The sequence below is a fragment of the Tenacibaculum caenipelagi genome, from assembly GCF_004363005.1.
GTDB classification, from domain to species: Bacteria; Bacteroidota; Bacteroidia; order Flavobacteriales; family Flavobacteriaceae; genus Polaribacter; species Polaribacter caenipelagi.
The window spans coordinates 244,664-270,947 of sequence record NZ_SNYH01000004.1; the positions used below are offsets into that span (position 1 = coordinate 244,664).

Annotated in this window: 25 protein-coding genes; 14 read left to right on the forward strand and 11 right to left on the reverse strand. The window is 31.8% G+C overall.

All coding sequences use genetic code 11. From position 1 onward, the window contains the following. Positions 1–42: 42 nt before the first annotated feature. Complete coding sequence (locus tag DFQ07_RS09960) at positions 43–885, reverse strand: outer membrane beta-barrel protein (protein ID WP_133536379.1); 843 nt, start codon at positions 883–885, stop codon at positions 43–45. Between the two features lie 125 nt (positions 886–1,010). On the opposite strand from DFQ07_RS09960, the gene DFQ07_RS09965 reads away from it, so the two are divergent. The 4 genes from DFQ07_RS09965 to DFQ07_RS09980 all read left to right on the forward strand — a co-directional run bounded on the left by DFQ07_RS09965 (position 1,011) and on the right by DFQ07_RS09980 (position 5,439). Beyond that, positions 1,011–2,192, forward strand: a complete 1,182-nt coding sequence (locus DFQ07_RS09965) for a class I SAM-dependent methyltransferase (RefSeq protein WP_133536381.1) — start codon at positions 1,011–1,013, stop codon at positions 2,190–2,192. 185 nt (positions 2,193–2,377) lie between these two features. Beyond that, entirely contained in the window at positions 2,378–3,175 is a 798-nt protein-coding gene (gene fdhD, locus DFQ07_RS09970; protein WP_133536383.1) for a formate dehydrogenase accessory sulfurtransferase FdhD, read from the forward strand. A gap of 113 nt (positions 3,176–3,288) precedes the next feature. After that, complete coding sequence (locus DFQ07_RS09975; RefSeq protein WP_133536385.1) at positions 3,289–3,912, forward strand: SPOR domain-containing protein; 624 nt, start codon at positions 3,289–3,291, stop codon at positions 3,910–3,912. Between the two features lie 9 nt (positions 3,913–3,921). After that, entirely contained in the window at positions 3,922–5,439 is a 1,518-nt protein-coding gene (locus DFQ07_RS09980; protein ID WP_133536387.1) for a hypothetical protein, read from the forward strand. Between the two features lie 56 nt (positions 5,440–5,495). On the opposite strand, the gene DFQ07_RS09985 is transcribed toward DFQ07_RS09980, so the two are convergent. The 3 genes from DFQ07_RS09985 to DFQ07_RS09995 all read right to left on the reverse strand — a co-directional run bounded on the left by DFQ07_RS09985 (position 5,496) and on the right by DFQ07_RS09995 (position 8,623). Continuing rightward, positions 5,496–5,612 carry a winged helix-turn-helix transcriptional regulator gene (locus tag DFQ07_RS09985; RefSeq protein WP_317126696.1) on the reverse strand — a complete coding sequence of 39 codons (117 nt, stop codon included), beginning with the start codon at positions 5,610–5,612 and terminating at the stop codon, positions 5,496–5,498. A gap of 74 nt (positions 5,613–5,686) precedes the next feature. After that, on the reverse strand, positions 5,687–7,798 hold the full coding sequence (gene recG, locus DFQ07_RS09990; protein ID WP_133536389.1) for an ATP-dependent DNA helicase RecG: 2,112 nt from the start codon (positions 7,796–7,798) through the stop codon (positions 5,687–5,689). A gap of 21 nt (positions 7,799–7,819) precedes the next feature. Next, positions 7,820–8,623 carry an SH3 domain-containing protein gene (locus DFQ07_RS09995; RefSeq protein WP_133536391.1) on the reverse strand — a complete coding sequence of 268 codons (804 nt, stop codon included), beginning with the start codon at positions 8,621–8,623 and terminating at the stop codon, positions 7,820–7,822. Positions 8,624–8,710: 87 nt separating this feature from the next. Here DFQ07_RS09995 and DFQ07_RS10000 point away from each other — a divergent pair, with 87 nt between their 5' ends. Together DFQ07_RS10000 and DFQ07_RS10005 are read left to right on the forward strand one after the other, a co-directional pair. Continuing rightward, the gene (locus tag DFQ07_RS10000; protein WP_133536393.1) at positions 8,711–9,922 is read left to right on the forward strand and encodes an RsmB/NOP family class I SAM-dependent RNA methyltransferase; all 1,212 of its coding nucleotides are present in this window, start codon (positions 8,711–8,713) and stop codon (positions 9,920–9,922) included. A 282-nt stretch (positions 9,923–10,204) separates the two neighbouring features. After that, positions 10,205–10,636: a hypothetical protein gene (locus DFQ07_RS10005; RefSeq protein ID WP_133536395.1), complete on the forward strand. Its 432-nt coding sequence runs from the start codon at positions 10,205–10,207 to the stop codon at positions 10,634–10,636. 57 nt (positions 10,637–10,693) lie between these two features. On the opposite strand, the gene DFQ07_RS10010 is transcribed toward DFQ07_RS10005, so the two are convergent. The 4 genes from DFQ07_RS10010 to DFQ07_RS10025 are packed head-to-tail and all read right to left on the reverse strand — an operon-like array spanning position 10,694 to position 13,326. Beyond that, positions 10,694–11,155 carry a MaoC family dehydratase gene (locus DFQ07_RS10010; RefSeq protein WP_133536397.1) on the reverse strand — a complete coding sequence of 154 codons (462 nt, stop codon included), beginning with the start codon at positions 11,153–11,155 and terminating at the stop codon, positions 10,694–10,696. A gap of 8 nt (positions 11,156–11,163) precedes the next feature. Further along, positions 11,164–11,784, reverse strand: a complete 621-nt coding sequence (locus DFQ07_RS10015; protein ID WP_133536399.1) for a trimeric intracellular cation channel family protein — start codon at positions 11,782–11,784, stop codon at positions 11,164–11,166. Further along, positions 11,785–12,903, reverse strand: coding sequence for a DEAD/DEAH box helicase (locus DFQ07_RS10020; RefSeq protein WP_133536401.1), 1,119 nt, complete (start codon positions 12,901–12,903; stop codon positions 11,785–11,787). A 36-nt stretch (positions 12,904–12,939) separates the two neighbouring features. Then, the gene (locus tag DFQ07_RS10025; RefSeq protein ID WP_133536403.1) at positions 12,940–13,326 is read right to left on the reverse strand and encodes an acyl-CoA thioesterase; all 387 of its coding nucleotides are present in this window, start codon (positions 13,324–13,326) and stop codon (positions 12,940–12,942) included. An 89-nt stretch (positions 13,327–13,415) separates the two neighbouring features. Between DFQ07_RS10025 and DFQ07_RS10030 the strand changes: the two genes are divergently transcribed. Then, a complete protein-coding gene (locus tag DFQ07_RS10030; protein WP_133536405.1) occupies positions 13,416–14,753 on the forward strand; it encodes an MATE family efflux transporter in 1,338 nt (445 codons plus the stop codon). Here the strand turns inward: DFQ07_RS10030 and DFQ07_RS10035 are convergent. Together DFQ07_RS10035 and ychF are read right to left on the reverse strand one after the other, a co-directional pair. Next, a complete protein-coding gene (locus DFQ07_RS10035) occupies positions 14,745–15,419 on the reverse strand; it encodes a DUF2461 domain-containing protein (protein WP_133536407.1) in 675 nt (224 codons plus the stop codon). The genes DFQ07_RS10030 and DFQ07_RS10035 overlap by 9 nt on opposite strands. An 80-nt stretch (positions 15,420–15,499) precedes the next feature. Further along, positions 15,500–16,591 (reverse strand): redox-regulated ATPase YchF, encoded by a 1,092-nt coding sequence (gene ychF, locus DFQ07_RS10040; protein WP_133536409.1) that lies wholly within the window; start codon positions 16,589–16,591, stop codon positions 15,500–15,502. A 182-nt stretch (positions 16,592–16,773) separates the two neighbouring features. On the opposite strand from ychF, the gene DFQ07_RS10045 reads away from it, so the two are divergent. Continuing rightward, the gene (locus DFQ07_RS10045) at positions 16,774–19,461 is read left to right on the forward strand and encodes a TonB-dependent receptor (protein WP_133536411.1); all 2,688 of its coding nucleotides are present in this window, start codon (positions 16,774–16,776) and stop codon (positions 19,459–19,461) included. An 82-nt stretch (positions 19,462–19,543) separates the two neighbouring features. On the opposite strand, the gene DFQ07_RS10050 is transcribed toward DFQ07_RS10045, so the two are convergent. Further along, entirely contained in the window at positions 19,544–19,894 is a 351-nt protein-coding gene (locus DFQ07_RS10050; protein ID WP_133536413.1) for a 4Fe-4S dicluster domain-containing protein, read from the reverse strand. Between the two features lie 70 nt (positions 19,895–19,964). On the opposite strand from DFQ07_RS10050, the gene DFQ07_RS10055 reads away from it, so the two are divergent. From DFQ07_RS10055 to DFQ07_RS10080, 6 genes are all read left to right on the forward strand, one after another. Further along, the gene (locus DFQ07_RS10055; RefSeq protein ID WP_133536415.1) at positions 19,965–21,026 is read left to right on the forward strand and encodes an acyl-CoA reductase; all 1,062 of its coding nucleotides are present in this window, start codon (positions 19,965–19,967) and stop codon (positions 21,024–21,026) included. Positions 21,027–21,079: 53 nt separating this feature from the next. Next, a complete protein-coding gene (gene serC / locus DFQ07_RS10060) occupies positions 21,080–22,144 on the forward strand; it encodes a 3-phosphoserine/phosphohydroxythreonine transaminase (RefSeq protein ID WP_133536417.1) in 1,065 nt (354 codons plus the stop codon). Between the two features lie 95 nt (positions 22,145–22,239). Further along, the gene (locus DFQ07_RS10065; protein ID WP_133536419.1) at positions 22,240–23,193 is read left to right on the forward strand and encodes a D-2-hydroxyacid dehydrogenase; all 954 of its coding nucleotides are present in this window, start codon (positions 22,240–22,242) and stop codon (positions 23,191–23,193) included. Between the two features lie 3 nt (positions 23,194–23,196). Further along, positions 23,197–24,435, forward strand: a complete 1,239-nt coding sequence (locus DFQ07_RS10070; protein WP_133536421.1) for a DUF1015 domain-containing protein — start codon at positions 23,197–23,199, stop codon at positions 24,433–24,435. A 33-nt stretch (positions 24,436–24,468) separates the two neighbouring features. Continuing rightward, positions 24,469–25,131, forward strand: a complete 663-nt coding sequence (locus DFQ07_RS10075; RefSeq protein WP_133536782.1) for a YggS family pyridoxal phosphate-dependent enzyme — start codon at positions 24,469–24,471, stop codon at positions 25,129–25,131. Between the two features lie 33 nt (positions 25,132–25,164). Beyond that, entirely contained in the window at positions 25,165–26,262 is a 1,098-nt protein-coding gene (locus DFQ07_RS10080) for an exonuclease domain-containing protein (RefSeq protein ID WP_133536423.1), read from the forward strand. Positions 26,263–26,284 lie beyond the last annotated feature (22 nt).

A 26,284-nucleotide genomic window follows, 5' to 3' on the forward strand; every position in this document is an offset into this window, starting at 1 on the left:
AGTATAGTAACTGCTCTTCTTGTTTTTTATAGTATAGAAAAATTACTTTCCAAAATAGAATGTGGCTCCAATATTAATTCCAAAAGAAGAATAAGGAACTTTTTGAGATAATTGCTTATCACCTGCTGGGTTTGCACCTAAAGGTAATTCATCAACATATTCAATGTTTTTGTTAAATACAGCTGCTAAATTAGAATAGCTTGGATGAGAAGCAAAAATAGCTCTTACATCATCAATAGATCTAGCTTGACCATTTACGTTTGCTGAAAATTCAGTAATTTCTGAAGAATCTCTAGTAACACTAACTCCCATATACTCTAATTCAGCAAAAAGAGATACTTTGTCGCTTAAGTCATATTTGTACCCTACTGCTCCAATAAAACCTAAAGGAAGTCTCCCTTTATAGTCTTGAGTGTAATCAACATTTAACATTTCAGTTTGAGATAATGCAATGTTTATTTTTCCATCTGACTCAGTTTTTCCTCCAACTTTAATTAAGGCCCCGAAACGTCCGTAGATGTTATTGGTAAATTTATACACTAAAGAAGCAGAAGCTCCATAAGCTTTTCCTCTAGCTTCAATATTAATATATTGTGCTTGAGCAGGTAAATCAACTAGTAAAGAAGTTTGGTCAGCTCCATTTAAATAGCCTAAACCTACTTCAACACCAAAAGTGTCATTAAAAAAATAACCACTTCTTAATTGAGTGTGCATACCCTCACCGTAGCTTCCATAGGTGTTTTTTACTTTAGTAGCAGTTGTTTCTGTTCCAAATCTTACACCTGCGCTAGATATTGAATATCCTCCACTAGCAGACACATAAAATTGAGCACTTACGCTCATTGCTGCTAAAATCATAGCAAGCGTTAAAATACTTTTTCTCATAAATAAATTATTTGTTAACTTTAAATTGATTAAAAAAGATAACAAACCTAGTAAAAATCTATGATTGTGAACAGTAATAACTGTTAAAATATCAGTATTATTGTCAGGAAAAACAACCCTTTTTTGTGAATAAAGCTATACTACATCCTGAGGTTCAGAATTATATTGAAAACCATTTGAAAGTTAATGTTGAACAGTTAATTTTTAAAGGGAGTCCTTTTGACGAGGTTTCTGTTCAAGAATTAGCTAATCAAATTATAGCGAAAAGTAAATCAGAGAAAAAATTACCTACATGGTTTCAAGCAGAAAACATCTATTATCCTCCGAAACTCAGTATTGAGCAAACCTCTTCAGAAATTACTGCCGATTATAAATCGACATTAATAGAAGGGAATTTAATTATTGATATAACTGGAGGGTTTGGTGTTGATTGCTATGCTTTTTCTAAACATTTTAACAGGGTTACACATTGTGAAATTAATGAGGAACTATCAGAAATTGTTTCATATAATTATAGACAGTTAGGAATTGATAATATTGAAACAATAGCTGAAGATGGATTAGAATACTTAAAAAAGACTACAACAAAATTTGATTGTATTTATGTTGATCCTTCTCGAAGAAACGATGTAAAAGGTAAAGTATTTTTATTGAGTGATTGTTTGCCAAATGTTCCAGATAATTTAGATTTTTTGTTTACAAAAACAGATACTATCTTAATAAAAAACTCTCCAATTTTAGATATTACTGCAGCTATAAATGAGTTAAGTTTTGTAAAAGAAATTCATGTAATTGCAGTTAAAAATGAAGTTAAAGAATTACTTTTTTTATTAAAAAATAAACATAAAGGAAAAGTTGAAATAAAAACAATTAACATATTGAAATACAGTAATCAAGAATTTTGTTTTTTACTAGATGGGGATTCTGTATTTAAGTATTCGTTACCTCAGAATTATATTTATGAACCCAATGCAGCTATATTAAAATCAGGTGGATTTAGTGAGGTAGCAAATCAACAAAAAGTTGCAAAATTACATCAACACTCTCATTTGTATACTTCAGAGATTTTAATTGAAAATTTTCCCGGGAGAATCTTTAAAATAAAAGAGGTATTTCATTATAACAAAAAGACTTTTAAAAAATATATTAAAGCAACAAAAGCTAATATAACAACTCGTAATTTTCCTAAAACAGTAGCACAAATAAGAAAGGAGACCAAAGTTAAAGATGGTGGTGATACTTATCTCTTTTTTACTACTAATATGAATAATGAGTTAATTGTTGTTAATTGTGTAAAAAACAATTAATTTTATATATACGATAATAAAAAAATAATCGTTTTATTAATGAGAAGGGAAAAGTCCCTAGGAAGGTATGTTTTATTGTTTAGGGGTAATGAAACATATCGAAAAGCCTTGAGTTTTAAATAGTTTTAAATCAGGGCTTTTCTTTTTGCTTTACTTTTATACTTTTAGTTAAATTTGCTTACACTATGAAGCAAACACATATTTACCAGTCTTTAAAATTATCAGAAAATTCTTTAGAAAAAGTTGATGATACACTTGTTGTAGAAGCACCTTTACAAATAAACATAAACAAAGAATCGTATACAGTTGTGATGCGTACGCCTGGAAATGATGAAGAGCTTGTAAGGGGGTTATTGTATGCTGAAGATATTTGTAAGCGAAAGAATGACTTAAAGATAACTGTAACAAAAGAAGAAAAAGATTATTCAACTGTAATAAATGTAAATATTCCTTATGGTAAATTAGGTAAAGGTTATATGAATAAACGTACACTTTTATCTGTTTCTTCTTGTGGAATTTGTGGAAAAAAAGAGTTAAATGATTTAAAGGTTGAAGGAAAACCACTTAAACCTTTACTTAATCAATCTGTTGAATCTGTATATAACATGTTGTTGAAAATGAATAATTTACAAAAAACATTCAAGGTAACAGGAGGAAGTCATGCGTGTGCTATTTTTAACTCTAACCAAGAATTACTAACCATAAAAGAAGATATTGGTAGACATAATGCGGTAGATAAGTGTGTGGGAGATTTAATAGCTAAAGAAGTTTTAAAACATGGTACTTATATGATAGTAAGTGGTAGAGTGTCTTACGAAATTGTTTCTAAGGCATTTTTTGCTAAAATACCTATTATTATTGCTGTTTCAGCATGTTCTTCTTTAGCGGTTGATTTTGCTAAAGAGTTTGGAATATGTCTTATAGGGTTTACAAGAAATCAAAAAATGACTATTTATTCAAATCCTCAATATCTAAACCTATAATTGAGGTTAATATATTTTTGGTAGAATTTCTTTGTTTTTTTTGTAAATCGGCTAGATTTATTGCTAATTAAAAAAGATTCGTATTTTAGTGGCAAACTAATCATTATATAATTATGCCTTTTATAGAAGAAGATAAGTTTAAGTTAATGCAAGAAGACTTAGACAATGCAAAACTAAAAAGAGAAGAAGCTGAAAATGAACTGAATACTGTTCAAGAAGAATTAAGCTCTTTAAAAAGAAGTTCAAAAAACTTACCAATTTTATTAGGTCTTTTATTAGGTCTTGCGCTAGGTGCTACATATTATTTTTATGAAAATGGTGGTGCCGACGCATTAAACAACATAAATATAGAGCAAATAAAAAAAGACGAAGCCTCTAGAGTACTAGACAGTATTAACAGAGCTCAAGCAAGAGCTACTAGAAATAACTCCACAGATGATAGTTCCTCTGATATTGATGTTGAAACTACAGCTGATGATGTGGCAAAAAGCACGAGTGGAAAAACAATTTATTCGGTACAAATAGGTGTGCTTTCAGAAAAGCAATACCCATTATTATCTTCAGCAGTAATTCCATCAACAGTTACAGTTGATAATGGTTATTTTAAATACTCATTAGGGTTGTTTACTACTTTAGAGGAAGCTAGAAAATTAAAAGGTGAATTAGTAAAAATCGGATTTAGTGATGCTTTTGTAGCTTCTTATATAGATGGAGAACGTCAGAAAATACTCAATTAATATTCTTTAATGCAAAACATTATTTACAAACGAGCACTCATAGTATGTTTACTAATGAGTGTTCATTTTTTTTATGCACAAACGAGTGCAATTCCTGAAAGAAAAACACAAATAGGATTTGGGCAGATAGACTTTTTATCTATAAAAATGCCTGAAGGAGAACAGAATATGGATTATACGGGTCTCCACTACAATTTAAAATTGAACGATTGGAGTTATGCAGGAATTGGCTTGTACGGTGCAGTTGGAGGTATTCGGGGAGGTTTTTTTACGCTGGGAGTAAATGCAGGCATACAACAAAAAATTACTAATAAACTTTTTATTGATGCTGGATTTCACTTCGGAGGAGGTGGAGGAAAAAGTGCAAAAGATGGCGGGGGAGCTTTTATCTTGCCTCACCTTAATTTAGGTTATGATTTCAAGTACTTCTCAGCTACTGCAGGATATAGTTATGTCGATTTCTTTGACGGAGGTGAAATTAAAAGTAACCAATTTAATGTGGCAGTACAGATTCCGTTATCATTTGAAGCAGCTAGTTTTAAAGAAAGAGAAAACTCATTTTCAGTTGAAGATTTAAAAACTACATCATGGAATGCCTTAAGTAATAGAATTTCGTTACTAATGCACTTAAATAATGCCCATGTAACTAAAGGTTCTTATGAAGGGAATACAATACGTTTGGCTGGATTTGAATTAAATTCATATATAACAGATGATATTTTCTTTTTTGTAAGAGCAGATGGTGCTTATCACGGTATTAAAGCAGGTTATATGGATGTTTTCTTAGGAGGTGGTTATCATTTATCAATGAATAAAAACCGTACAAACATCCTTGCTAAATTTGGTGTAGGTGCCGGCGGTGGTGGTGGCGTAGATACTAAAGGAGGTTTTTTAATTTATCCCGATATATCTTTAGAACAAAAATTATTTGATAATGTATATGTTTCTATTAACAAAGGATTTATGATGAGTCCAGATTCACATTTCACATCATCTACTTTTGGACTAGGATTGAAGTATTATGTCGATAGAGATGGTATTTTATCTGATAAACAAGAGTTTTCAAAAGGGAAGTTCAAAGGATTCGAAGCAATTATTAAGCAAGACTTATATTTAGATGCCGCAAGAGATGGTGGATTTAATCAAAATATGCACCAAATATCACTACAGTTAAATTTCTTTTTAAACAAGTACTTGTATGCAGCAGGACAAACCTCTTTTGCTAATTTTGGTGATGCTGGTGCTTATGCTGAAGGAATTGTAGGTTTGGGAGTACAAACCAATGAATTTTTTGGTAATACAACTTCTGTTTTTGCTCAAGTATTAGGAGGTGCTGCAGGAGGCGGTGGTATTAGTACAGGTCAAGGTTTAATAGTTAAACCAAGTATGGGTATAAATCATAAGATTACTGATAAACTGCATATAAGAGGCGGTTTAGGATATGTAAAAGCAAGAGGAGGTAATTTAAGTAGTACCTACCTTAATTTAGGTCTTTCGTACCGTTTTTCTTTTTTAAGTGTTAAATAAAACGATTAAGACTTAGCATAATTTTTAACGGCATAATCCCTCCAATTGGCAATAGACTAGATTAACGGAATTAGAGTTTCACCTAGTTCCGTTAATTTATATTCTACCTTTAAAGGAGGTTTATGAGTGTATACTTCCCTCCTATAATTCCCATTGTTAAACTGGTACAACAAGGCTGTTTTTTACCTTTAAATAAAAGTTCACAGTGTTGGTTTTATACTATTTTTTTAACCGTTATTGTTATAGTTTAGCTAATATTACTCCATATACCACTCGTTTTACAAAGTTTTTCATACACATTAAGTAAACTAGCATTTTCAGGTTTTGATAAGTTAGGGTCTTCTTGTAATAAGTTTATAGCTACCTGACGAGCTTTATGTAGTATTGGGCTATCTTTTACAACATCAGCTATTTTAAGATTTAAAACACCGCTTTGTTGTGTTCCCATAATATTTCCAGGACCACGGAGTTTTAAATCTACTTCTGCAATTTTGAATCCATCTGTAGTTTCTACCATGGTCTGTAAACGAGTTTTTCCGTCAGAAGATAGTTTATAACTCGATAGTAAAATACAATAGCTTTGTTCTGTACCTCGACCTACTCTACCTCGTAATTGATGTAATTGACTCAAACCAAAACGTTCAGCACTTTCAATAACCATTACAGAAGCATTAGGTACGTTTACCCCTACTTCGATAACAGTGGTTGCTACCATAATTTGAGTATCACCTTTTGCAAAGCGTTCCATTTCATAATCTTTATCAGCAGGCTTCATTTGACCGTGAACAATACTTATTTGATATTTTGGAGAAGGAAACTCTCGAGAAATACTTTCATAACCATCCATTAAATCTTTATAGTCCATTGCTTCTGACTCTTGAATTAATGGATATACAACATAAGCTTGTCGACCTTTGGCTATTTCATCTTTTAAAAATTTGAAAACACCTAAACGATTGCTATCGTAACGATGTACAGTTTTAATTTCTTTACGTCCAGGAGGCAATTCATCTATAACTGAAATATCCAAATCACCATATACAGACATGGCTAAAGTTCTGGGAATTGGAGTTGCTGTCATCACTAAAATATGAGGAGGAATAGCTCTTCCGTCAGAAGGGCTCTTTTCCCATAATTTTCTTCGCTGTGCAACACCAAAACGGTGTTGCTCATCGATAATAGCAATACCAAGATTTTTAAACTGTACTTTATCTTCTAAAATAGCATGGGTGCCAATCAAAATATGTAAAGAACCATCTTCCAATCTTTCATGAATTTCTCTACGCTTTTTTGTTTTGGTTGAGCCTGTAAGCAATTCTACTTGAATATCAGTGTTTTTTAATAAGTCAACAATTCCGTTGTAGTGTTGTATAGCTAAAATTTCGGTCGGAGCCATAATAGTAGCTTGGTGACCATTATCTATCGCTAACAACATTGTTAATAAAGCCACAATTGTTTTACCAGAACCTACATCTCCTTGTAGTAAGCGATTCATATGAGCTCCGGAGCCTACATCTTTACGAATCTCTTTTAACACTCTCTTTTGAGCTCCAGTTAAGTTAAAAGGTAAATGATTGTTGTAAAAATTGGTGAACTCTTCTCCTACGTGCTCAAAAACAAACCCTTTTAGCTTTGATTTTCGAATGAGTTTTTTTTGTAACAATTGTATTTGAATAAAAAACAACTCTTCAAATTTCAATCGGTATTGTGCTTTGGCTAATAATTCTTGATTTTTTGGAAAGTGAATATTTAAAAGCGACTCTTTTTTACTTAAGAATAGATGCTCTTTAATAAAATACTGTGGAAAAGTTTCTTCAATACTACCATACGCTTGCTGAAACAAATTCTGAATCATGCCACGCATAACCTTATTACTTACTCCTTTTGTACTCAGCTTTTCGGTTGATGGATATACAGGTTGCATAGCCATTTGTAGTTTGCTTTTGTATTCTTTTACCGTTTCCATTTCTGGATGTGGCATGTTAGGAGTTCCGTTATACCAATTTAACTTTCCATAAATTACATACGGCAGGTTTACCTTTAAGCTGTCTTTTATCCATTTTACACCTTTAAACCACACCAACTCCATAGATCCTGCATTATCAGAAAAAGTAGCAACTAACCTACTCCCTCTTTTTTGTTTTACAGTTTTTACGTCTGTAATTTTTCCTACAATTTGAACTTCAGCAGAATTTTGCTGTAATTGATTGATGGTATAAAACTGTGTTTTATCAATATATCGAAACGGAAATAGGTGCAACAAATCTCCGCAAGTTTTAATACCTAGCTCGCTATATAACAATTCGGCTCTTGCTACGCTAACACCTTTGATATATGTTACAGGATGGTTTAAATTCATGAAAATCTGTAGTAATAGGGATTATTTAACATTAAAGATTAACTGTGTTCCTTCCCAACTAAATTCTTTTGTTTCTAGAGTTACTTTTGTATGATTACTTTCTTCATCTATTATTTGTCCTCCTTCTCTTTTTAAAATTATTTTCCCTTTTTGTCCTCCCAGGTCAGTAGGAAAAACAACATCTTCTTTAAACCAAAATAAACCTGCTTCTGATATACTAGACAGCTCAATTGATTTAACTAAAGACTTTCCATTGTTAAACAGATAACAACCACCTCCTTCAACTCCACAAGCTTCGGCTAAATAATCTATATAAATCATGTTTTTTATAGAGCTTATTCCTTTATTATCATAAACTTTTATAGAAAATGTCGTGCTTTTTAGTATTGAACTATTTTCTATATACTCATCATTTCCATTAACAACTCTTACCAATACCTTTGTGTCATTTTTCTCTTTTCTTAGAGTAACTAGGTATACAGAGTCATCTATTTTTTTTGAATCTAGAGCCAATAAACCTCCTAATACAAATCCTTCTTTGTCTTTATGTTTTACTTTATACCAATGATGTGAAAAACCGTTATACAATTGTTTTTCAGTAGATTTCTCTACAATTGTTACTTCTGAAGCTATTTTTAATAAAGAGATTACTTCTGAACCAGTATTTGGTTCTTTTCTTAATTTCACATCGTTACCAAATAAATAGACTTTTTGATTTGTTGTAAATTCAAATTCTCTTAAAGGTTCAATATAAACTTCTTGTCCATAAACATGTTGTATAGCAGTTCCTAAAAAGACAAATAGAATAATTTTAAACAATTTCATATGTAACTTTTATCAACTCTTTTTACTTTTAACGAAAATACAAAAAGCCATTAAAATCAACTATCTTTGCACTCTTAAATTCATCAAATGAGATTACATAGAAATTTAGTATACGCGGTTATTGATAGCTTACGCGATATTTTTAATGAAGAGGTGTATGCAGATAAAGCGGTTGAACAAGCATTAAAAAGAGATAAACGTTGGGGAGCACGTGATAGAAAGTTTGTTGCCGAAACTATTTATGATATTGTTCGCTGGAAACGTTTGTATGCAGAAATAGCGAATGTTAAAGTGCCTTATTCTCGTCCTGATTTATGGAGAATGTTTGCCGTTTGGTGTGTATTGAAAGGAATTCAATTACCAGACTGGAATCAGATAGAGCCTACACCTACTCGAAGAATTAAAGGGAAATTTGATGAATTATTAAAAATTAGAAAGTTTAGAGAGTCTATTCCTGATTGGATAGATGAAGTAGGAGTTCAAGAATTAGGAGAGGAAGTTTGGACCAAAGAAATAGCTGCATTAAATAAACAAGCAGAGGTTATTTTACGAACAAACACCTTAAATATAACCAAAGAGAAGCTTCAAAAAATGTTAGCTTCAGAAGGAATTGATACTGAATTTATCAGAGGGTATGACGATGCTTTAAAATTGGTAGAAAGAGCAAACGTATTTAAAACGGAAGCATTTAAGAAAGGTTTTTTTGAAGTACAAGACGCTTCATCACAGTTGGTAGCGGCTTATTTAGATGTAGAACCAGGAATGAAAGTGATAGATACCTGCGCTGGTGCTGGAGGTAAAACACTTCACTTAGCTTCGTTAATGAAAAATAAAGGGCAAATTATAGCGATGGATATTTACGAAAGTAAATTGAAAAAGTTAAAAGTTAGAGCTCGAAGAAATGGAGCACATAATATTGATACTCGTGTTATCGATTCTACCAAAGTAATAAAGAAGTTACAAGGAAAAGCTGATAGAGTTTTAATTGATGCCCCATGCTCTGGTTTAGGAGTTATTCGTAGAAACCCTGATAGCAAATGGAAGTTACAACCTGAATTTTTAGATAAAATTAGAGGAACACAGCAAGAAGTATTACAACAATATTCTAAAATGGTAAAACCAGGAGGAAAAATGGTATATGCAACTTGTTCTGTATTACCTTCTGAAAATCAACAACAAGTTGAGTTCTTTTTAGCTTCAGATGCAGGAAAAGATTTTTCTTTTGTAAAAGACGAAAAAGTATTGTCTCATAAATCAGGCTATGATGGATTTTATATGGCACTTTTAGAAAGAAAATAAGCTTTTACAAAATATAAGTAAATAAAGAAGGCTCGGGATAATATCTCGAGCCTTCCTTTTCAATCAACTATTAAAAACTAACTAATCACCTAAACATTACTTGTTAAGTAATTATATATATGACGATGATTTTTTTAAATCGTTACGCTAGCTAATTAGCTTTAACATTATTTTAAGAGAGGGTAAATAAAGAATTCTTGTTAAGTATTGATTTACAGTTTGTTTTGCTTTTTGTGTTATTTATAAGTACATTTAACTATAACTAACTAAAAATTATTTTTTATGACAAACTCAAACAAACCTACAACGCTTTTTTGGATTATAGGTATTGCAGCTTTACTATGGAACGGTTTAGGTGTAATGTCGTACTTAGGTCAAGCCTATATGACCGAAGAAATAAAAGCAGCACTACCAGAGGCTGAAAGGGCATTATATGAAAATATCCCATCCTGGGTTACTGCAGCATTTGCAATTGCTGTTTTTGGTGGTTTACTTGGAAGTGTATTTTTATTAATGAGAAAAAAAGTAGCAAAAACAGCTTTTCTTATTTCTTTAATAGCAATTATTGTTCAAATGTCCTATAATTTATTTATGAGTAGAGTTACTGAAGTATATGGGCCTGGAGGAATGATAATGCCAATTATGGTAATAATCATCGGCGCTTTCTTATTGTTGTATTCGAAAAGATCTACAGAGAAAGGTTGGTTGTCGTAATTTTGAAGAGATTCAAAAATACAATATATATGCTGCTTTTGTCTAAGCAGCATTTTTTTATTCAAATAATACAAAAATAAACTCAGCAACACATGCTGGCTTTTCTTGCCCTTTTATTTCAATTACACAGTCAAAAGTTAGTTTCTTACCATTTTGAAATTCTTCTATTTGTTTGATAGAACTTAGTAAACGTAATTTACTGTTTACAGGAACTGAATTAGGGAAACGAACTTTATTCAATCCATAATTCAAAGCCATTTTTACACTTTTAACTTCAAATAAGTTTGAAATTAACTCAGAAAGCATAGAAACAGACATAAAACCATGTGCTATTGTTGTTTTTGTTGGCGAATATTTCTTAGCTTTTTCTTCGTCAACATGAATCCATTGCTTGTCGTGAGTTGCATTAGCAAAATCGTTAATCATCTGCTGTGTTACAGTATACCACTCCCCTACAAGTAACTGTTTCCCTTCAAGTTCTGTTAACTCATTTAAGTTAGAAAATACTAATTTATTCATTGTGTAAATTATTTACCAAAGACATCCTTTTTAATTCTTGGGAGTTCTAATTTATATTGTACAGCAATAGTTCTTATAATAACAATAATACTTGCAGAAATTATAAACTGTATATCTTCATTCATGTGTAGTGGGGTTAAAATGAGGTACATGATTCCACCTGCTAAACAAGCAGAAGCATAAATTTCTCTATGAAAAATTAACGGAATTTCATTGGTCAACACATCTCTGATAACTCCTCCCATTACAGCAGAAGACATACCCATAACTAGTGCAACAAACGGATGTAAATCAAAACTCAGCCCTTTTTGAACTCCTAATAAGGTAAATACACTAATACCAATAGTATCAAATAAAAACATGGTTTTTCTTAAAGGAGCTATTTTACTTCTGAATAAAAAAGTAACCACAACAGCGGTAAGTATGGTCCAGATATAATTAATATCACCAATCCAATTTATAGGATGTGCATTAATGAGAACATCTCGTGTCATACCACCTCCAACAGCAGTAACAAATGCAATAATAAGTACTCCAAAAACATCGAACTTCTTTCTAATTGCTACAAGTGCTCCACTAATAGCAAAAGCAAACGTTCCTGCGATATCTATGGCATAAATTACACTCATTTATATTGATATTTCTGAAAACTGTATTTGTAATTCTTTTTCTATTTCTGTAACACGATTTCTCTCATTTTGAAGAATTAATGCTAAAGATACTCCTCTTTTACCAGCTCTGGCTGTTCTACCGCTTCTATGTGTATAATATTCTAACTTTTCTGGCAATTGATGATGAATTACAAAACCTAAATTTTGAACGTCAATTCCTCTAGCGGCTACATCTGTAGAAACCAATACTTGAAGACTTTCATTTTTAAAAGCACGCATCACTTTATCACGTTCCTTCTGTTGCATATCGCCTTCTAAAGCTTCAACAGAAAATCCTTCCTCTTTTAATTCTTTGGTTAGTTTTTGAGCTCCAGCCTTGGTTCTTGAAAAGATAATACCTCTTTCTGTGTGTCTTTTTTCTAAAAACGAAACAATTAAACTAGTCTTTTCTTGAATGGTAGTTTGCGCAAATTGATGTGTAATATTGGCATTCACCAATGAGTTTTTATTCACTTCTACTTGTTTTGCTGAAGCACTCATGTATTTTTTAATGATACTTCTAATCTCATCAGGCATAGTAGCAGAAAACAACCAAGTTTTACGAGTTCCAGAAGTATATTTTAAAATACGATTCAATTCAAGTTTAAATCCCATACTTAGCATTTCGTCAGCTTCATCAAGTACTAAGGTTTTAATGTTTTTTAAATCTACCTCTCCTCTTTCAATCAAATCGATTAAGCGTCCGGGAGTTGCAACAACTATATGAGTAGTTCTTTTAAGGTTGTTCATTTGGCGCTCAATTTTTTCTCCTCCGTAAACAGCTTCAATAAAAATTTTATTATCTGTATATTTTGTAAACTTAAATAGCTGTTTTTTAATTTGTTGCGCCAATTCTCTTGTAGGTGATAAAATCAATGTTTGAATATGGTCTTTAGAGGTGTCTATTTTATGTAAAATAGGTAAACCGTATGCTGCTGTTTTACCTGTACCTGTTTGTGCTAATCCAATAAAGTCTGAATTGTTTTCTAACAAATAAGGTATAGTTTCTTTTTGTACTTCAGTAGGAGTTGTTATTCCTAACTCTTTCAATCCTTTAACATATTCTTTTTGTACTCCTAATGCGGTAAATGTTGTCATTCTATAATTTTATAAGTGCAAAGATATTGTTTCTTTTTACGGTAATAGTAAGTTTGTTACTTCTTTCGTAATTCTTCTAGGTTTTTTGGTAGTGGCGTCTAATAAACAAAAGGTAGTTTGAGATTTAACTAAAAGAGTATCGCCTCTATACATCTCGAAGTGACGTACAGATTTTATCCCTTCAGTTTTACCAACCCAGGTTTTAAGAGTTACTTCGTCACCTAAGACAGCTTGATTTTTATAATCAACTTCATGACGAATAACAAACCAGACATAATCGAGATTTGTTACATTTTTTGATAGCTCTTTCCAATGAGCATCAGAGATATTTTGCATCCATTGTACGTAAACTACATTATTTACGTGGTTATATTCGTCTATTTCGTCTGAAGTTACAATATGTTTTTGTTCAAATAAATTCATTTAACAAACTTACAGGATTGATGTTAATTATTACTTAAATCTAACCTAGTTTTTAATTTTGATAGATAATTCGTATTAATTTAGTCAGCATGAATAGAATCGCTAACGACTTAGGCACTAAAAGTATTAGTCAACTTCTTTTAAAGCAAGCCATTCCTGCTTCTATAGGTATTTTAGTAATGTCAATTAATATGATAGTTGATACCATTTTTGTAGGTAGATGGATAGGTGTATTAGCTATTGCAGCAATTACAGTTGTATTGCCTATTGCTTTTTTGATTTCATCTATAGGAATGGGAGTTGGAATTGGAGGAAGTTCTATCATTTCAAGAGCTTTAGGAGCTCAAAAAGAAGATAAAGCTTTTGAAGTTTTTGGAAACCAGATTTCCATCACTATTGGATTGTCAATTTTATTTGTGCTATTAGGCACTTTCTTTTGTCAGCCTATTCTACAACTTTTTGGGGCAAATGGAGATATTATTATTCCAGCAACTGAATATTTTCATGTGATTGTTTGGGGAGTTCCTTTTTTAGCCTTTGCCATGATGGGTAACCCTGTTATTAGAGCTGTTGGTAAGCCGAACTATGCAATGCTCACCATGATATTACCTGCTATAGCTAATATTCTTTTGGATGTTGTTTTTATAAAATTCATGAATTTAGGAATGTTTGGAGCTGGATTAGCAACCTCTATTTCGTATGCAGTTAGTGGATTATTTATTTTATGGTTTTTCCTTTCAAAAAATACGGAACTAAAAATTATTCCTAAATATTTTAAGTTTAATTATTCAATCTTAAAGGAGATTATATCTTTAGGAGGGGTTACTATTGTACGACAGGGAACCATAAGTGTTTTGGTAATTATTTTAAATTATACTCTTTTTAAATATGGTGGAGAAATATCTATCGCTATTTATGGAATTATTAATAGAGTAATGATGTTTGCTCTGTTTCCTGTTCTAGGAGTAACTCAAGGTTTTTTACCTATTGCAGGATACAACTATGGTGCTAATGATGCTCAAAGAGTTAAAGAAACTATTAAAACTTCTATTTTATTTGGTACTGCAATAGCTACTCTTATTTTTATAGTAATAATGCTGTTCCCTAACGAATTAGTTCATGTTTTTACAGAAGATAAAGAGTTGTTAAATCTCACTCCAAATGCTTTGATTATTGCTTTTTTAGCAACCCCCGTGATTACAACTCAATTAATAGGTTCAGCATATTTTCAAGCAGCGGGAAAAGCTTTACCAGCATTACTATTAACCCTATTAAAACAAGGAATTTTTTTAATTCCTTTGGTGTATGTATTGCCAAAGTTTTATGGAGTAAATGGTGTGTGGATGTCTTTTCCAATTGCAGATGTTTTATCAACAATAGTTACTTATGTTTATTTAAAAAGAGAAGTAAAGTATAATCTAATTTAAGAGACTTTCTCCATTTAAATTGGTGGTTAAAACATCGCTCATATAATCAAAAAAAGGACGAAGCGCTTTAAAGGCATCATCTACTTTTGTTAAAAAATCAGGAGCTAAGACCTCTTTGTCTGAAAATCTTTGAATGGCTATATATCCTTTTTTACGGATTAAGTCAATATCTGGGTGCTCTTTATCAAATCCTTTTGGTGCTGTTTTTAGTTCATCTCCTTCAAGTTTACCTCCAAAATATTTTACGTAGTTTTTTTCTTGTAAAATTTCTCTAATTTCTGAAGCATCCATTTCAAATTCTTTACGAATGCGTAGTAAATCTTCTTTGTTAGGTTCCCAAAAACCACCAGCTAAAAAGCTATCTCCAGGTGAAATGTGTAAATAATAACCTCCTCTTAATTCGGGTTTTTTCCTGTGAAAAGAACCACCAAAATGTGTTTTATAAGGTGTTTTATCTTTTGAAAAACGAACATCTCTATAAATTCTGAATAATTTATGCTTGTCTATTTCATCATGTTTATTAAGATTTTCTTGAATGGTTTTGTACACATTTTTCACATTATTTTGTGCTTTGGTAAAATCTTTTTTATACTCGGTAAACCAATCACGATTGTTATTCTCTTTTAAATCTTTTAAAAATTGAAATGTTTGTTTTTCTATTTGCATTTTTAGCGAATTTGAAATTCTAAGGTACAAAAAAACTCCACTAGACAATAGCGGAGTTTGTATTTTATGTTTAGAAAAATTTACACGTTAAATCTAAAGTGCATAATGTCACCATCTTTAACAATGTACTCCTTTCCTTCTACTCTCATTTTACCAGCTTCTTTTACTTTCGCTTCGCTACCATAGGTTACATAATCTTCATAACCAATAGTCTCTGCACGGATAAATCCTTTTTCAAAGTCAGTATGAATAACTCCAGCTGCTTGAGGAGCTGTAGCCCCTACAGGAATAGTCCAAGCCCTAACCTCTTTAACTCCGGCAGTAAAATAGGTTTGTAAATTCAATAATTTATAAGCCGAACGAACCAAACGAGATACCCCTGCTTCTTCTAAGCCTATATCGGCTAAAAACATTTGACGCTCTTCATAGTCTTCTAATTCAGTAATATCAGCTTCTGTACCTACAGCTAACACAATAACTTCAGCATTTTCATGTGACACAGCTTCTTTAACTTTATCAACATAAGCATTTCCTGAAACTGCTGAGTTTTCATCAACATTACATACATATAAAACAGGTTTTGCTGTGATAAACTGCAAAGGTTTTACAAACTCTTCTTCCTTTTCAGTAAATTCAATAGAACGTACCGATTTACCTTCTAATAAAGTAGTTTCAACTTTTAATAAAATTTCTAATTCTACTTGCGCTTCTTTATTACCAGTTTTAGCAGTTCTTTTTACACGTTCTAAACGTTTTTGAACTGTTTCTAAATCTTTTAACTGAAGTTCAATGTCAATAGTTTCTTTATCACGAATAGGATCAACTGAACCATCAACATGTACAATATTGTCATTATCAAAGCAACGTAATACGTGTAAAATAGCATCAGTTTCACGAATATTAGCTAAGAACTGGTTACCTAAACCTTCTCCCTTACTAGCTCCTTTTACCAATCCAGCGATATCTACAATTTCTACAGTTGCAGGTAATACCCTTTCTGGGTTTACTAATTCTTCTAATTTTTCTAAACGGGTATCAGGTACATTAACTACACCTAAATTTGGCTCTATTGTACAAAACGGAAAATTTGCACTTTGTGCTTTTGCGTTTGATAAACAGTTAAATAAAGTTGATTTTCCTACATTAGGTAATCCTACAATTCCAGCTTTCATTCTATGTTTTTATTGAAATTTTGCGAGTGCAAATATAGTGCTTTGCTTTCTAAAAATGCTATTTATTTAAAATTCGTGAATTAAGATATTTTTTATGATAACCTAAAAAAATTAACATTTATTTAAGTTAATTGGTGTTTTTCATTACATTTAGAGAGTATTAACTAAAAAAAGCTTTTCTCATGACGAAACAGAAACTCTTTATCATTTGTATTTTATTACTAGGAATCCAAGTAATAAATGCGCAAACACAAATTAAAGGAACAGTAAAAGACATAAATAATGAGCCTTTACCAGGAGCTAATATTATAGAAAAAGGAACAACAAATGGAACTTCTACCGATTTTAATGGTGAATTTTCGTTGAGTGTTAATCCAAATGGAACATTAATTATTAGTTTTTCAGGCTTTGAAACACAGGAAATTTCAATTGATGGAAAAACTAATTTCAATATTGTTTTAAAAGAAGGATTAGAATTGGAGGAAGTTGTTATTGTTGGGTCTAGAAATGCAAGAAGAACGGCGATAGATACGCCTGTACCAGTTGATGTAATTGATGTAGGAGATTTAGCAACTAAAAATGGGAAAGTAGAAGTAAATGATATTTTACAATATGCTGCTCCTTCATTTAATGCTACAAAACAATCAGGTTCTGATGGTGCTGACCATATAGTACCTGCTTCATTAAGAGGTTTAGGTCCAGATCAAACCTTAGTGCTTATTAACGGAAAAAGACGTCATCAATCGTCATTGGTCAATATTTTCGGAACACGTGGACGTGGTAATTCGGGAACGGATTTAAATGCGATTCCAACAGCTGCTATCAAAAGAATAGAAGTTTTAAGAGATGGGGCTTCTGCACAGTATGGTTCTGATGCTATTGCTGGAGTTATCAATATTGTTTTAAAAGACGATACTGACGGTGTTTCTGGAAGTTTAGGATATGGTGCTTACAGTACAGCTATAGGAAGTGGATGGGCTGAAGCTACTGGAGAAACATTATACAATGTTGAAGGAAAAAACAGATTGGATGGTGAAGACAAGAGCTTTGACGGTGGAACTTTTAAGTTAGACTTGAACTATGGTGCAAAATTGAATGATAAAGGAGGTTTTGTTAATTTTACCACCGAATTATTGTCAAAAGAAAGAACATTAAGACCAGGTTTTTCTTGGCGTAAGGGATATGGTAGTGCAGGTATCGACGGATTCAATTTTATGGTAAATGCAAGTTTGCCTATCAATGACAATACAGAAGTATATGCTTTTGGAGGAAGAAATTATAGAGATACCGATGCTTATGCTTTCTCAAGAGATAGTTATGCAAATGGAGATAATCGTAGTGTTCCTAGTATACATCCTAATGGATTCACACCAAGAATTACTTCAAATATTACAGATATTTCAGTTTCTACTGGAATTAAACATAAATTAGGAAATGGTTGGGAAGTTGATTTTAACAATACCTACGGAGAAAATAAGTTTCATTATTTTATAAAAGACTCTAACAATGCATCATTAAAAGATGCTTCACCTACTGACTTTAATGCAGGAGGGCATAGTTTATCACAAAACACTACAGGATTAGATTTTACTAAATATCTAGAAGACTTGATGAGTGGTGTTAATTTAGCTTTTGGGTTAGAATATAGAACAGAAAACTTTATCATTTTTGCCGGTGAAGAAGCTTCATATGGGTTATATGATGACAATGGAGTTTTAATGACAAATCCAGCGGTTCAACCAGTAGCTGTAGATAGTAATGGGGATGAGTTACCAGGAGGTTCTCAAGGATTCCCTGGGTATGGTCCAGATAATGAAGTAGATCGATCAAGAAGTAATGTTGGTATCTATTTTGATTCTGAATTTAACTTTACAGAGAAGTTTTTAGTAGGAGCAGCGGTTCGTTTCGAAGATTATAGTGATTTTGGTAGCACATTTAACTTTAAGTTAGCATCAAGATTTAAAGCGAATGACAATTTAACCTTAAGAGGTTCAGTTTCTTCAGGCTTTAGGGCTCCTTCTTTAGCTCAATTATACTACAATTTAAAATTTACCAACATTGTTAACGGAGAATCACTTCCTTCATTGTTATCGGCCAATAATAGTACAGTAACTAGAGCTTTTGGAATAGAGCAATTAAAAGAAGAAACAGCTTTCAATGCTAGTTTAGGATTTACGTACAAAATAGGTGGATTTACAGCTACAATAGATGCCTATTCTATTACAGTTGACGATCGTATCATTTTAACTGATAATTTTGATGCTTCAGGATTGAATTTAGGAGTTGATGCTGCGCAGTTTTTTGCCAACGGTGTTGATACCAAAACTCAAGGTTTAGATATTGTTTTAAATTATAAAAAATCGTTTGAAGACCATAGAATTGATGTAGGGTTAGTAGGTAATTTTAATGATACTAAAATAGAAGATATAAAGAATGGAAGTTTAAACAGATTTACGTTCTTTAGTCCGTTTTCAGAAGCTTATTTAAAAGCAGCAGCACCAGATCATAAATTTGGATTAAACTTAGGGTATGGTTACAAAAAGTTTGATGTATCTTTAAACCTAACAAAATTTAGTGAAGTACAATTACAAGATTTTCAATGGGTAGACACACCAGCAACAACTCAGGCAGAAGCAGATGCTTTATACGCTGTGGCAACAGATACTTATGAAAGTAAAATTACCGCCGATTTAAGTTTAAGCTATGCTTTTACAGATAAAATTACCTTTACTATTGGGGGGAACAACATTTTTAACGTGTATCCTACTCCACAATTTGATGGGTGGACAGATCAAGGAGGATTGGCAGATTCTGTACAAATGGGATCTGACGGTGCTTACTTCTTTACTAGATTAGGTTTTAAACTTTAAAAAAGAGATTGTATAAAAAAATCCCGAGAATATTCTCGGGATTTTTGTTTTTATCTTAATTCTAAAAGTCTAATCTCTTAGATTATTCGTTATGCATAAAACGTTGTTTTGCCAATAACTCCTCTTCTGTTTCTACATTATCTTCATCAGGAACACAACAATCTACAGGACAAACTGCCGCACATTGTGGCTCTTCATGAAAACCTTTACATTCAGTACACTTGTCAGCAACGATGTAATAAATTTCATCAGAAATAGGCTCTTGATCTTCATCAGCATTGGCAGATTTACCGTTTGGTAAAACGATATTTCCTGTTAAATCAGTACCATCAGAATACTTCCAATCATCAGCTCCTTCATAAATAGCTGTGTTTGGGCATTCAGGTTCACAAGCCCCACAATTTATACATTCATCAGTTATTATAATTGCCATAATTAATCTCTTTCAGTTTTGTAACTTTGCACACGCAAAAATAGTTCCAATTTAATTTAGAACCAAATAAATGGATAGTATAAAAAGTAGAATTAACGCTTTTCATAAACTAGGAGAATTTTTAAGCCAGTTTTCTCAAGAAAAAATCGAGAGAAAAGAGCATCTAGAACACAATGAGTTATTTTTTGATGGTTTTAAGCATCAGCTTAAAATAGCTGAAGAAAATAATTCTTGGTTTACAAGAGAAAACCTACTGTTTTCAATAGAAAGTTGGGCAAAAGCACTTACGTCAGATAATTTAACTCAGTGGACTTCTAAAGAAAACTTGGGAGAAAATGAAACTAAATTAGTTGCTGTTATTATGGCAGGGAATATTCCTTTGGTAGGGTTTCACGATTTTTTATCGGTATTAATCTCTGGACATTCTGTTTTAGTTAAACAATCGTCTAATGACAAGCATTTATTACCTTTTTTAGCAAAGTATTTGGAGTATGTTGAACCTGAATTGAAAGGAAAAATCACATTTACAGAAGAAAAACTTGCTGGTTTTGATGCGGTGATAGCTACTGGAAGTAACAATACAGCGCGTTATTTTGAATACTATTTTAAAGACAAACCAAGCATCATCAGAAAAAATAGAAATTCTGTAGCTGTTTTGACAGGAAATGAATCAGAAGAACAATTACAAAATTTAAGCGAAGATGTTTTTCGTTATTTCGGGTTAGGTTGTCGTTCGGTATCAAAATTATTCATTCCTAAAAACTACAATTTTGATGCTTTTTTTAATGGAATGTATCAACGTCATGAAATTATCAACAATGTTAAATACGCTAATAATTACGATTACAACAAAGCGGTATATTTAATGAGTGAGTTTGATATTTTAGAGAATGGGTTTTTGATGATTAAAGAAGATGAGAGCTATGCCTCTCCTATCGCTTCAGTTTTTTATGAGTATTATGATAATACTGATGATTTAAAAATTAAACTTTGGGAAGATAGGAATAAAATTCAGTGTGTGGTAGCAGACAATTTTATCGAAAATGAAATTGAGTTCGGACAAACACAACAACCGAAACTATGGGACTACGCAGATGGGGTAAATACGCTAGAATTTTTATCAAAAATTTAAAACAGAGTCTCTATATAAATTTGCACCTTTGTGTAACCAAACACAACTAATAGATGAAAAAACATAACTTTAGTGCAGGTCCTTGTATTTTACCTGAAGAAGTGCTTCAAAAAGCGTCTGAAGCAGTTGTTAATTTTAATAATGATAACCTATCTTTAATTGAAATATCACATAGAAGTCAGCCTTTTGTAGATGTAATAGAGAAAGCGAGAAGTTTAGCTTTAGAATTACTAGGATTAGAAAACAAAGGTTACAAAGCATTATTTTTACAAGGAGGTGCAAGTATGCAATTTTTAATGGTTGCCTACAATTTATTGAATAAAAAAGCAGCATATTTAAATACCGGAACTTGGAGTAGTAATGCGATTAAAGAAGCTAAACTATTTGGTGAATTAGTAGAAGTTGCTTCTTCAAAAGATAAAAACTTCAACTACATTCCGAAAGGATATCAAATTCCGACCGATGTAGATTATTTTCATTGTACAAGTAATAACACAATCTATGGAACACAAATGAAAAGTTTTCCTGAAACTTCAGTTCCGATGATATGTGATATGAGTTCAGATATTTTTTCTCGTCAATTAGATTTTTCAAAATTTGATTTGATTTACGCGGGTGCTCAAAAAAATATGGGACCAGCAGGTACAACTTTAGTTGTGGTGAAAGAAGAAATTTTAGGTAAAGTAGAACGTCAAATACCTTCGATGTTAAATTATCAAGTGTTTATTGATAAAGACAGCATGTTTAATACACCTCCTGTATTTCCAGTATATACTTCTATGCTGACTTTAGAATGGTTAAAAGATTTAGGAGGAATCGAATTTATCGAGAAAGTAAACGAGAAGAAATCAGCTTTACTATATAATGAGATAGATAGAAATCCTTTATTTAAAGGTGTGGCTTCCATAGAAGATCGCAGCCATATGAATGCGACATTTGCCTTAGTAGATGATAACCTGCAAACTAAGTTTGATAGTATGTGGCAAGAAGCCAATATTAACGGATTGCATGGTCATAGAAGTGTAGGTGGCTACCGTGCAAGCATGTATAACGCATTACCGTTGTATAGTGTTCAAGCCTTGGTAGATGTGATGCAAGAATTAGAAAGAATAAGTTAGATACAACGTCATTCCGAAAGAAATGAAGGAATCTTATTAATCAAAAGATTGCCAAGTCATTTCATTCTTCTCAATGACATACTATTAAGATAGAAATGAAAATATTAGTAAACGATGGAATTTCCGTTAGCGGGATAGAAGCTTTAGATAAAGCAGGATTTGAAGTGATAAATACTAAAGTTGCACAAGAGCAGCTTGAAAACTATATAAATGAACATAATATTGACGCTATTATTGTAAGAAGCGCTACTCAAGTACGTCAAGAATTGATTGAAGCTTGCCCGAGTATTAAATTAATTGCTCGTGCAGGTGTTGGTATGGATAATATAGATGTTGATTATGCTACGGAAAATGGAGTACATGTAATTAACACGCAAGAAGCGTCAGCCCCTTCTGTAGCAGAACTTGTGTTCGCGCACTTATTAGGAATGGTACGTTTTTTACATCAATCAAACCGAGAGATGCCGTTAGAAGGTGATTTGCATTTTAATGCCTTAAAAAAGCAATATTCTCAAGGAGTTGAGTTACGAGGTAAAACCTTAGGTATTATTGGTTTTGGACATATTGGGCAAGAAGTTGCAAAAATGGCTTTAGGATTGGGTATGAAAATAATAGCGATGGATACAGAAGTAGAGAATGCTATAATAACAATTCCTTTTTTCGATGGGCAATCGGTTAATTTTTCTATACAAACGCAGCCATTAAATGATGTCCTATCAAAGTCAGATTTTATTACGTTGCATTTACCAGCCCAAGGAGAGTATGTTTTAGAAGCAGCACAATTTAAGAAAATGAAAGATGGTGTAGGTATTATTAATACTTCTCGTGGAGGCGTTTTAAATGAAGTAGATTTGGTTAATGCTATTGAAAGTGGTAAGGTAAAATATGCAGGATTAGATGTTTATGAAAGTCAACCAACTCCAGAAATTCAATTGTTGATGAATCCTGAAATTTCAATGACACCTCATATAGGAGCATCTACCATCGAAGCACAAGAAAGAATTGGAATTGAGTTAGCTAATAAAATTATAAAACTGCTAAGCGAATAATTCATGGCAATTGTAAAACCATTTAAAGCTGTAAGAGCTACACGAGATAAAGTTGCGTTAGTTTCCTCTAAATCGTATGAGATTTATACTCCTGCGGAAATTGGGGCTAAACTTGATTTTAATCCGTACACATTTTTACACGTTATTAATCCGGGATATAAATATCACAAGCAAGATGTAACGGGGGAGCAACGCTTTAAATTGGTACACAATCGTTACTTAGAATTTAAAGAGAACGAAGTTTTTAAACAAGACAAAGCTCCTGCATACTATATATATCAAAAAAGAACTCCTACAGATAACTTTTGTGGAATTATTGCAGCAACTTCGGTTGAAGATTATCATAATAATGTGATAAAAAAACATGAAGATACTTTAAGAGAACGCGAGTTATTGTTTGAAAACTACTTAAAGAATACAGGTTTTAATGCAGAACCAGTACTTCTCACCTATCCTGATAATGAAGTGATAAATTCTATCATAAAAAAATATCAGAACCAACGAGCAGAATACGAGTTTTCTACTTCAGATAAAGATTTACACTTTTTATGGGTCGTTAGCGATAATAATGACATTGAAATAATTTCTAATGCTTTTGAACAGGTAAACACTTTGTATATAGCAGATGGTCATCACCGATCAACATCTTCTTGTTTATTAGCTCAAAACTTAGCTAAAAATAACCCAACCCATACAGGTACAGAAGATTATAACTTTTTTATGAGTTATTTGTTATCTGAAAGTCAATTAAAAATATATGAGTTCAATCGATTTATTAGAGATTTAAATGGTTTAACCCCAGAAGAGCTTTTGATAGAATTGGATGCACATTTCAGAATTGAAAACCGCGGACAAGAATTGTATAAACCTAAAGAAAAACACCATTTTAGTATGTATTTAAATGGGGAGTTTTATGCTTTGTACTTACGTAAATCAATTTACAATTTTACAGATTGTTTAAGTGAATTAGATGCTTACATTTTATACACAACAGTATTGCAACCTATTTTAGGAATAGATGACATAAGAAATGCTTCTAAAATTGTGTATTCTCAAAACAAATCAGACGGATTAGAACTAAAAACAAAAGTTGACAGCGGAGAATTTAAAGTGTCTTTTGGAATGTTACCTACTAATATTTCAGAATTAAAAACAATTGTTGACGCTGGCCTAATGATGCCTCCAAAGACTACATATATAGAGCCTAAATTGCGTAGTGCTTTGACCATTTATGAATTTTAATGTGGAAAATTTGCACAGACAGTTATTATGATGATAGGAATTAAAGAGAATATTCAAAAAGTTAAATCTAGTTTACCTGATAATGTAACCTTAGTAGCGGTTTCTAAAACTAAACCTATTGCAGATATACAAGAGGCTTACGATGCTGGCCAACGAATATTCGGTGAAAATAAGATTCAAGAAATGGTTGCTAAATACGATGTATTGCCTAAAGACATTCAATGGCACATGATAGGGCACTTACAACGTAATAAAGTAAAGTACATGGCGCATTTTGTTGATTTAATTCACGGTGTAGATAGTTTTAAAACCTTGGAGGAGATAAATAAACAAGCAAAAAAACATGATAGAGTTATCAATTGTTTATTGCAAGCTCATATTGCCAAAGAAGACACCAAATTTGGATTGACTTTTGTTGAAATAGAAGAAATTTTAGCTTCAAATGAATTAAAAGAATTAAAAAACATCAAAATTGTTGGGTTAATGGGAATGGCAACATTTACCGATAACGAAGAACAATTACAAGAGGAATTTTCATCCTTAGCTAGTTTTTTTAATAAAAAGCAAGAGAATTATCCAGCTTTACAAATACTTTCAATGGGAATGAGTGGTGATTATAAATTAGCCATTAAAAAAGGGAGTACCATGGTACGAATAGGGAGCTCAATTTTTGGAGTTAGAAATTATATTGCTTAGATTTACATATATCAGCTAAAAAAGGAAAGAGATTTGTACGCTATTTTAGACATAGAAACTACAGGAGGAAAATATAACGAGGAAGGAATTACTGAGATTGCAATTTATAAATTTGATGGACATCGAGTCGTAGATCAGTTTATTAGTTTAGTAAATCCTGAAAGAGAAATTCAAGAATTTGTTGTCAAACTAACAGGAATTAACAATAAAATGCTTCGTAATGCTCCTAAATTTTACGAGATAGCCAAAAGAATAATTGAAATTACCGAAGGCTGCTTTATCATTGCACACAATGCTAGTTTTGATTATCGCATTTTACGTACAGAATTTGATAGACTAGGCTATAAATATAAGCGCAATACACTTTGTACTGTTGCCTTGAGTAAAAAGCTAATTCCTGAGGCTCCTTCCCACAGTTTAGGAAAGTTATGTAGATTTTTAGGTATTCCAATGTCTGATCGCCATAGAGCTACAGGAGATGCATTGGCCACTATTCAATTATTTAAGCTGTTATTGGAGAAAGATGTTGAGAAGAACATTATTCAACAATCAATAAAATATTTTGATAACCGTCAAGAAAAGCACCGAATTCAAAGAATATTAGATAGTCTTCCTGAAAATCAAGGTATTTATTATATACATAATAATGAAGGAAACATTATTTATATTGATAGAGGAAAGAATATAAAACAAGAAGTAACCAAGTTATTCTTAAAGGAAACCCGCAAAGCTTTAAAAATAATAAAAAGGGTAACAAAAGTAACCTATGAAGAAACGGGGAATGTACTTTTCACAAGGTTAAAGTACCATTTAGAACTGGATAGAGTTAAGCCAAAGTTCAATATCATTCGAAAAAGAAAGATTACTGATAAAGACTTTAATCATGGCCATATGGTTATTGTAGATAAAGGCCGTACTCCAGATGAAAATGCCGTTATTTTAATTGAAAATAATGAAGTTGTTGGCTATACATATACAAACTTAGCTTTTCAAGAAAATCAAATATCAATTTTAAAATCGATGTTAACTTCTGTAGAAAACAAAGAATTGGCAAAAACTATTATTAAAAACTACTTGATTAGAAATAAAGTCTCTAAAATTGTACGATTACAAGTTGAAAATAATTTGTAATATTGTTTAAATCACCTATAAA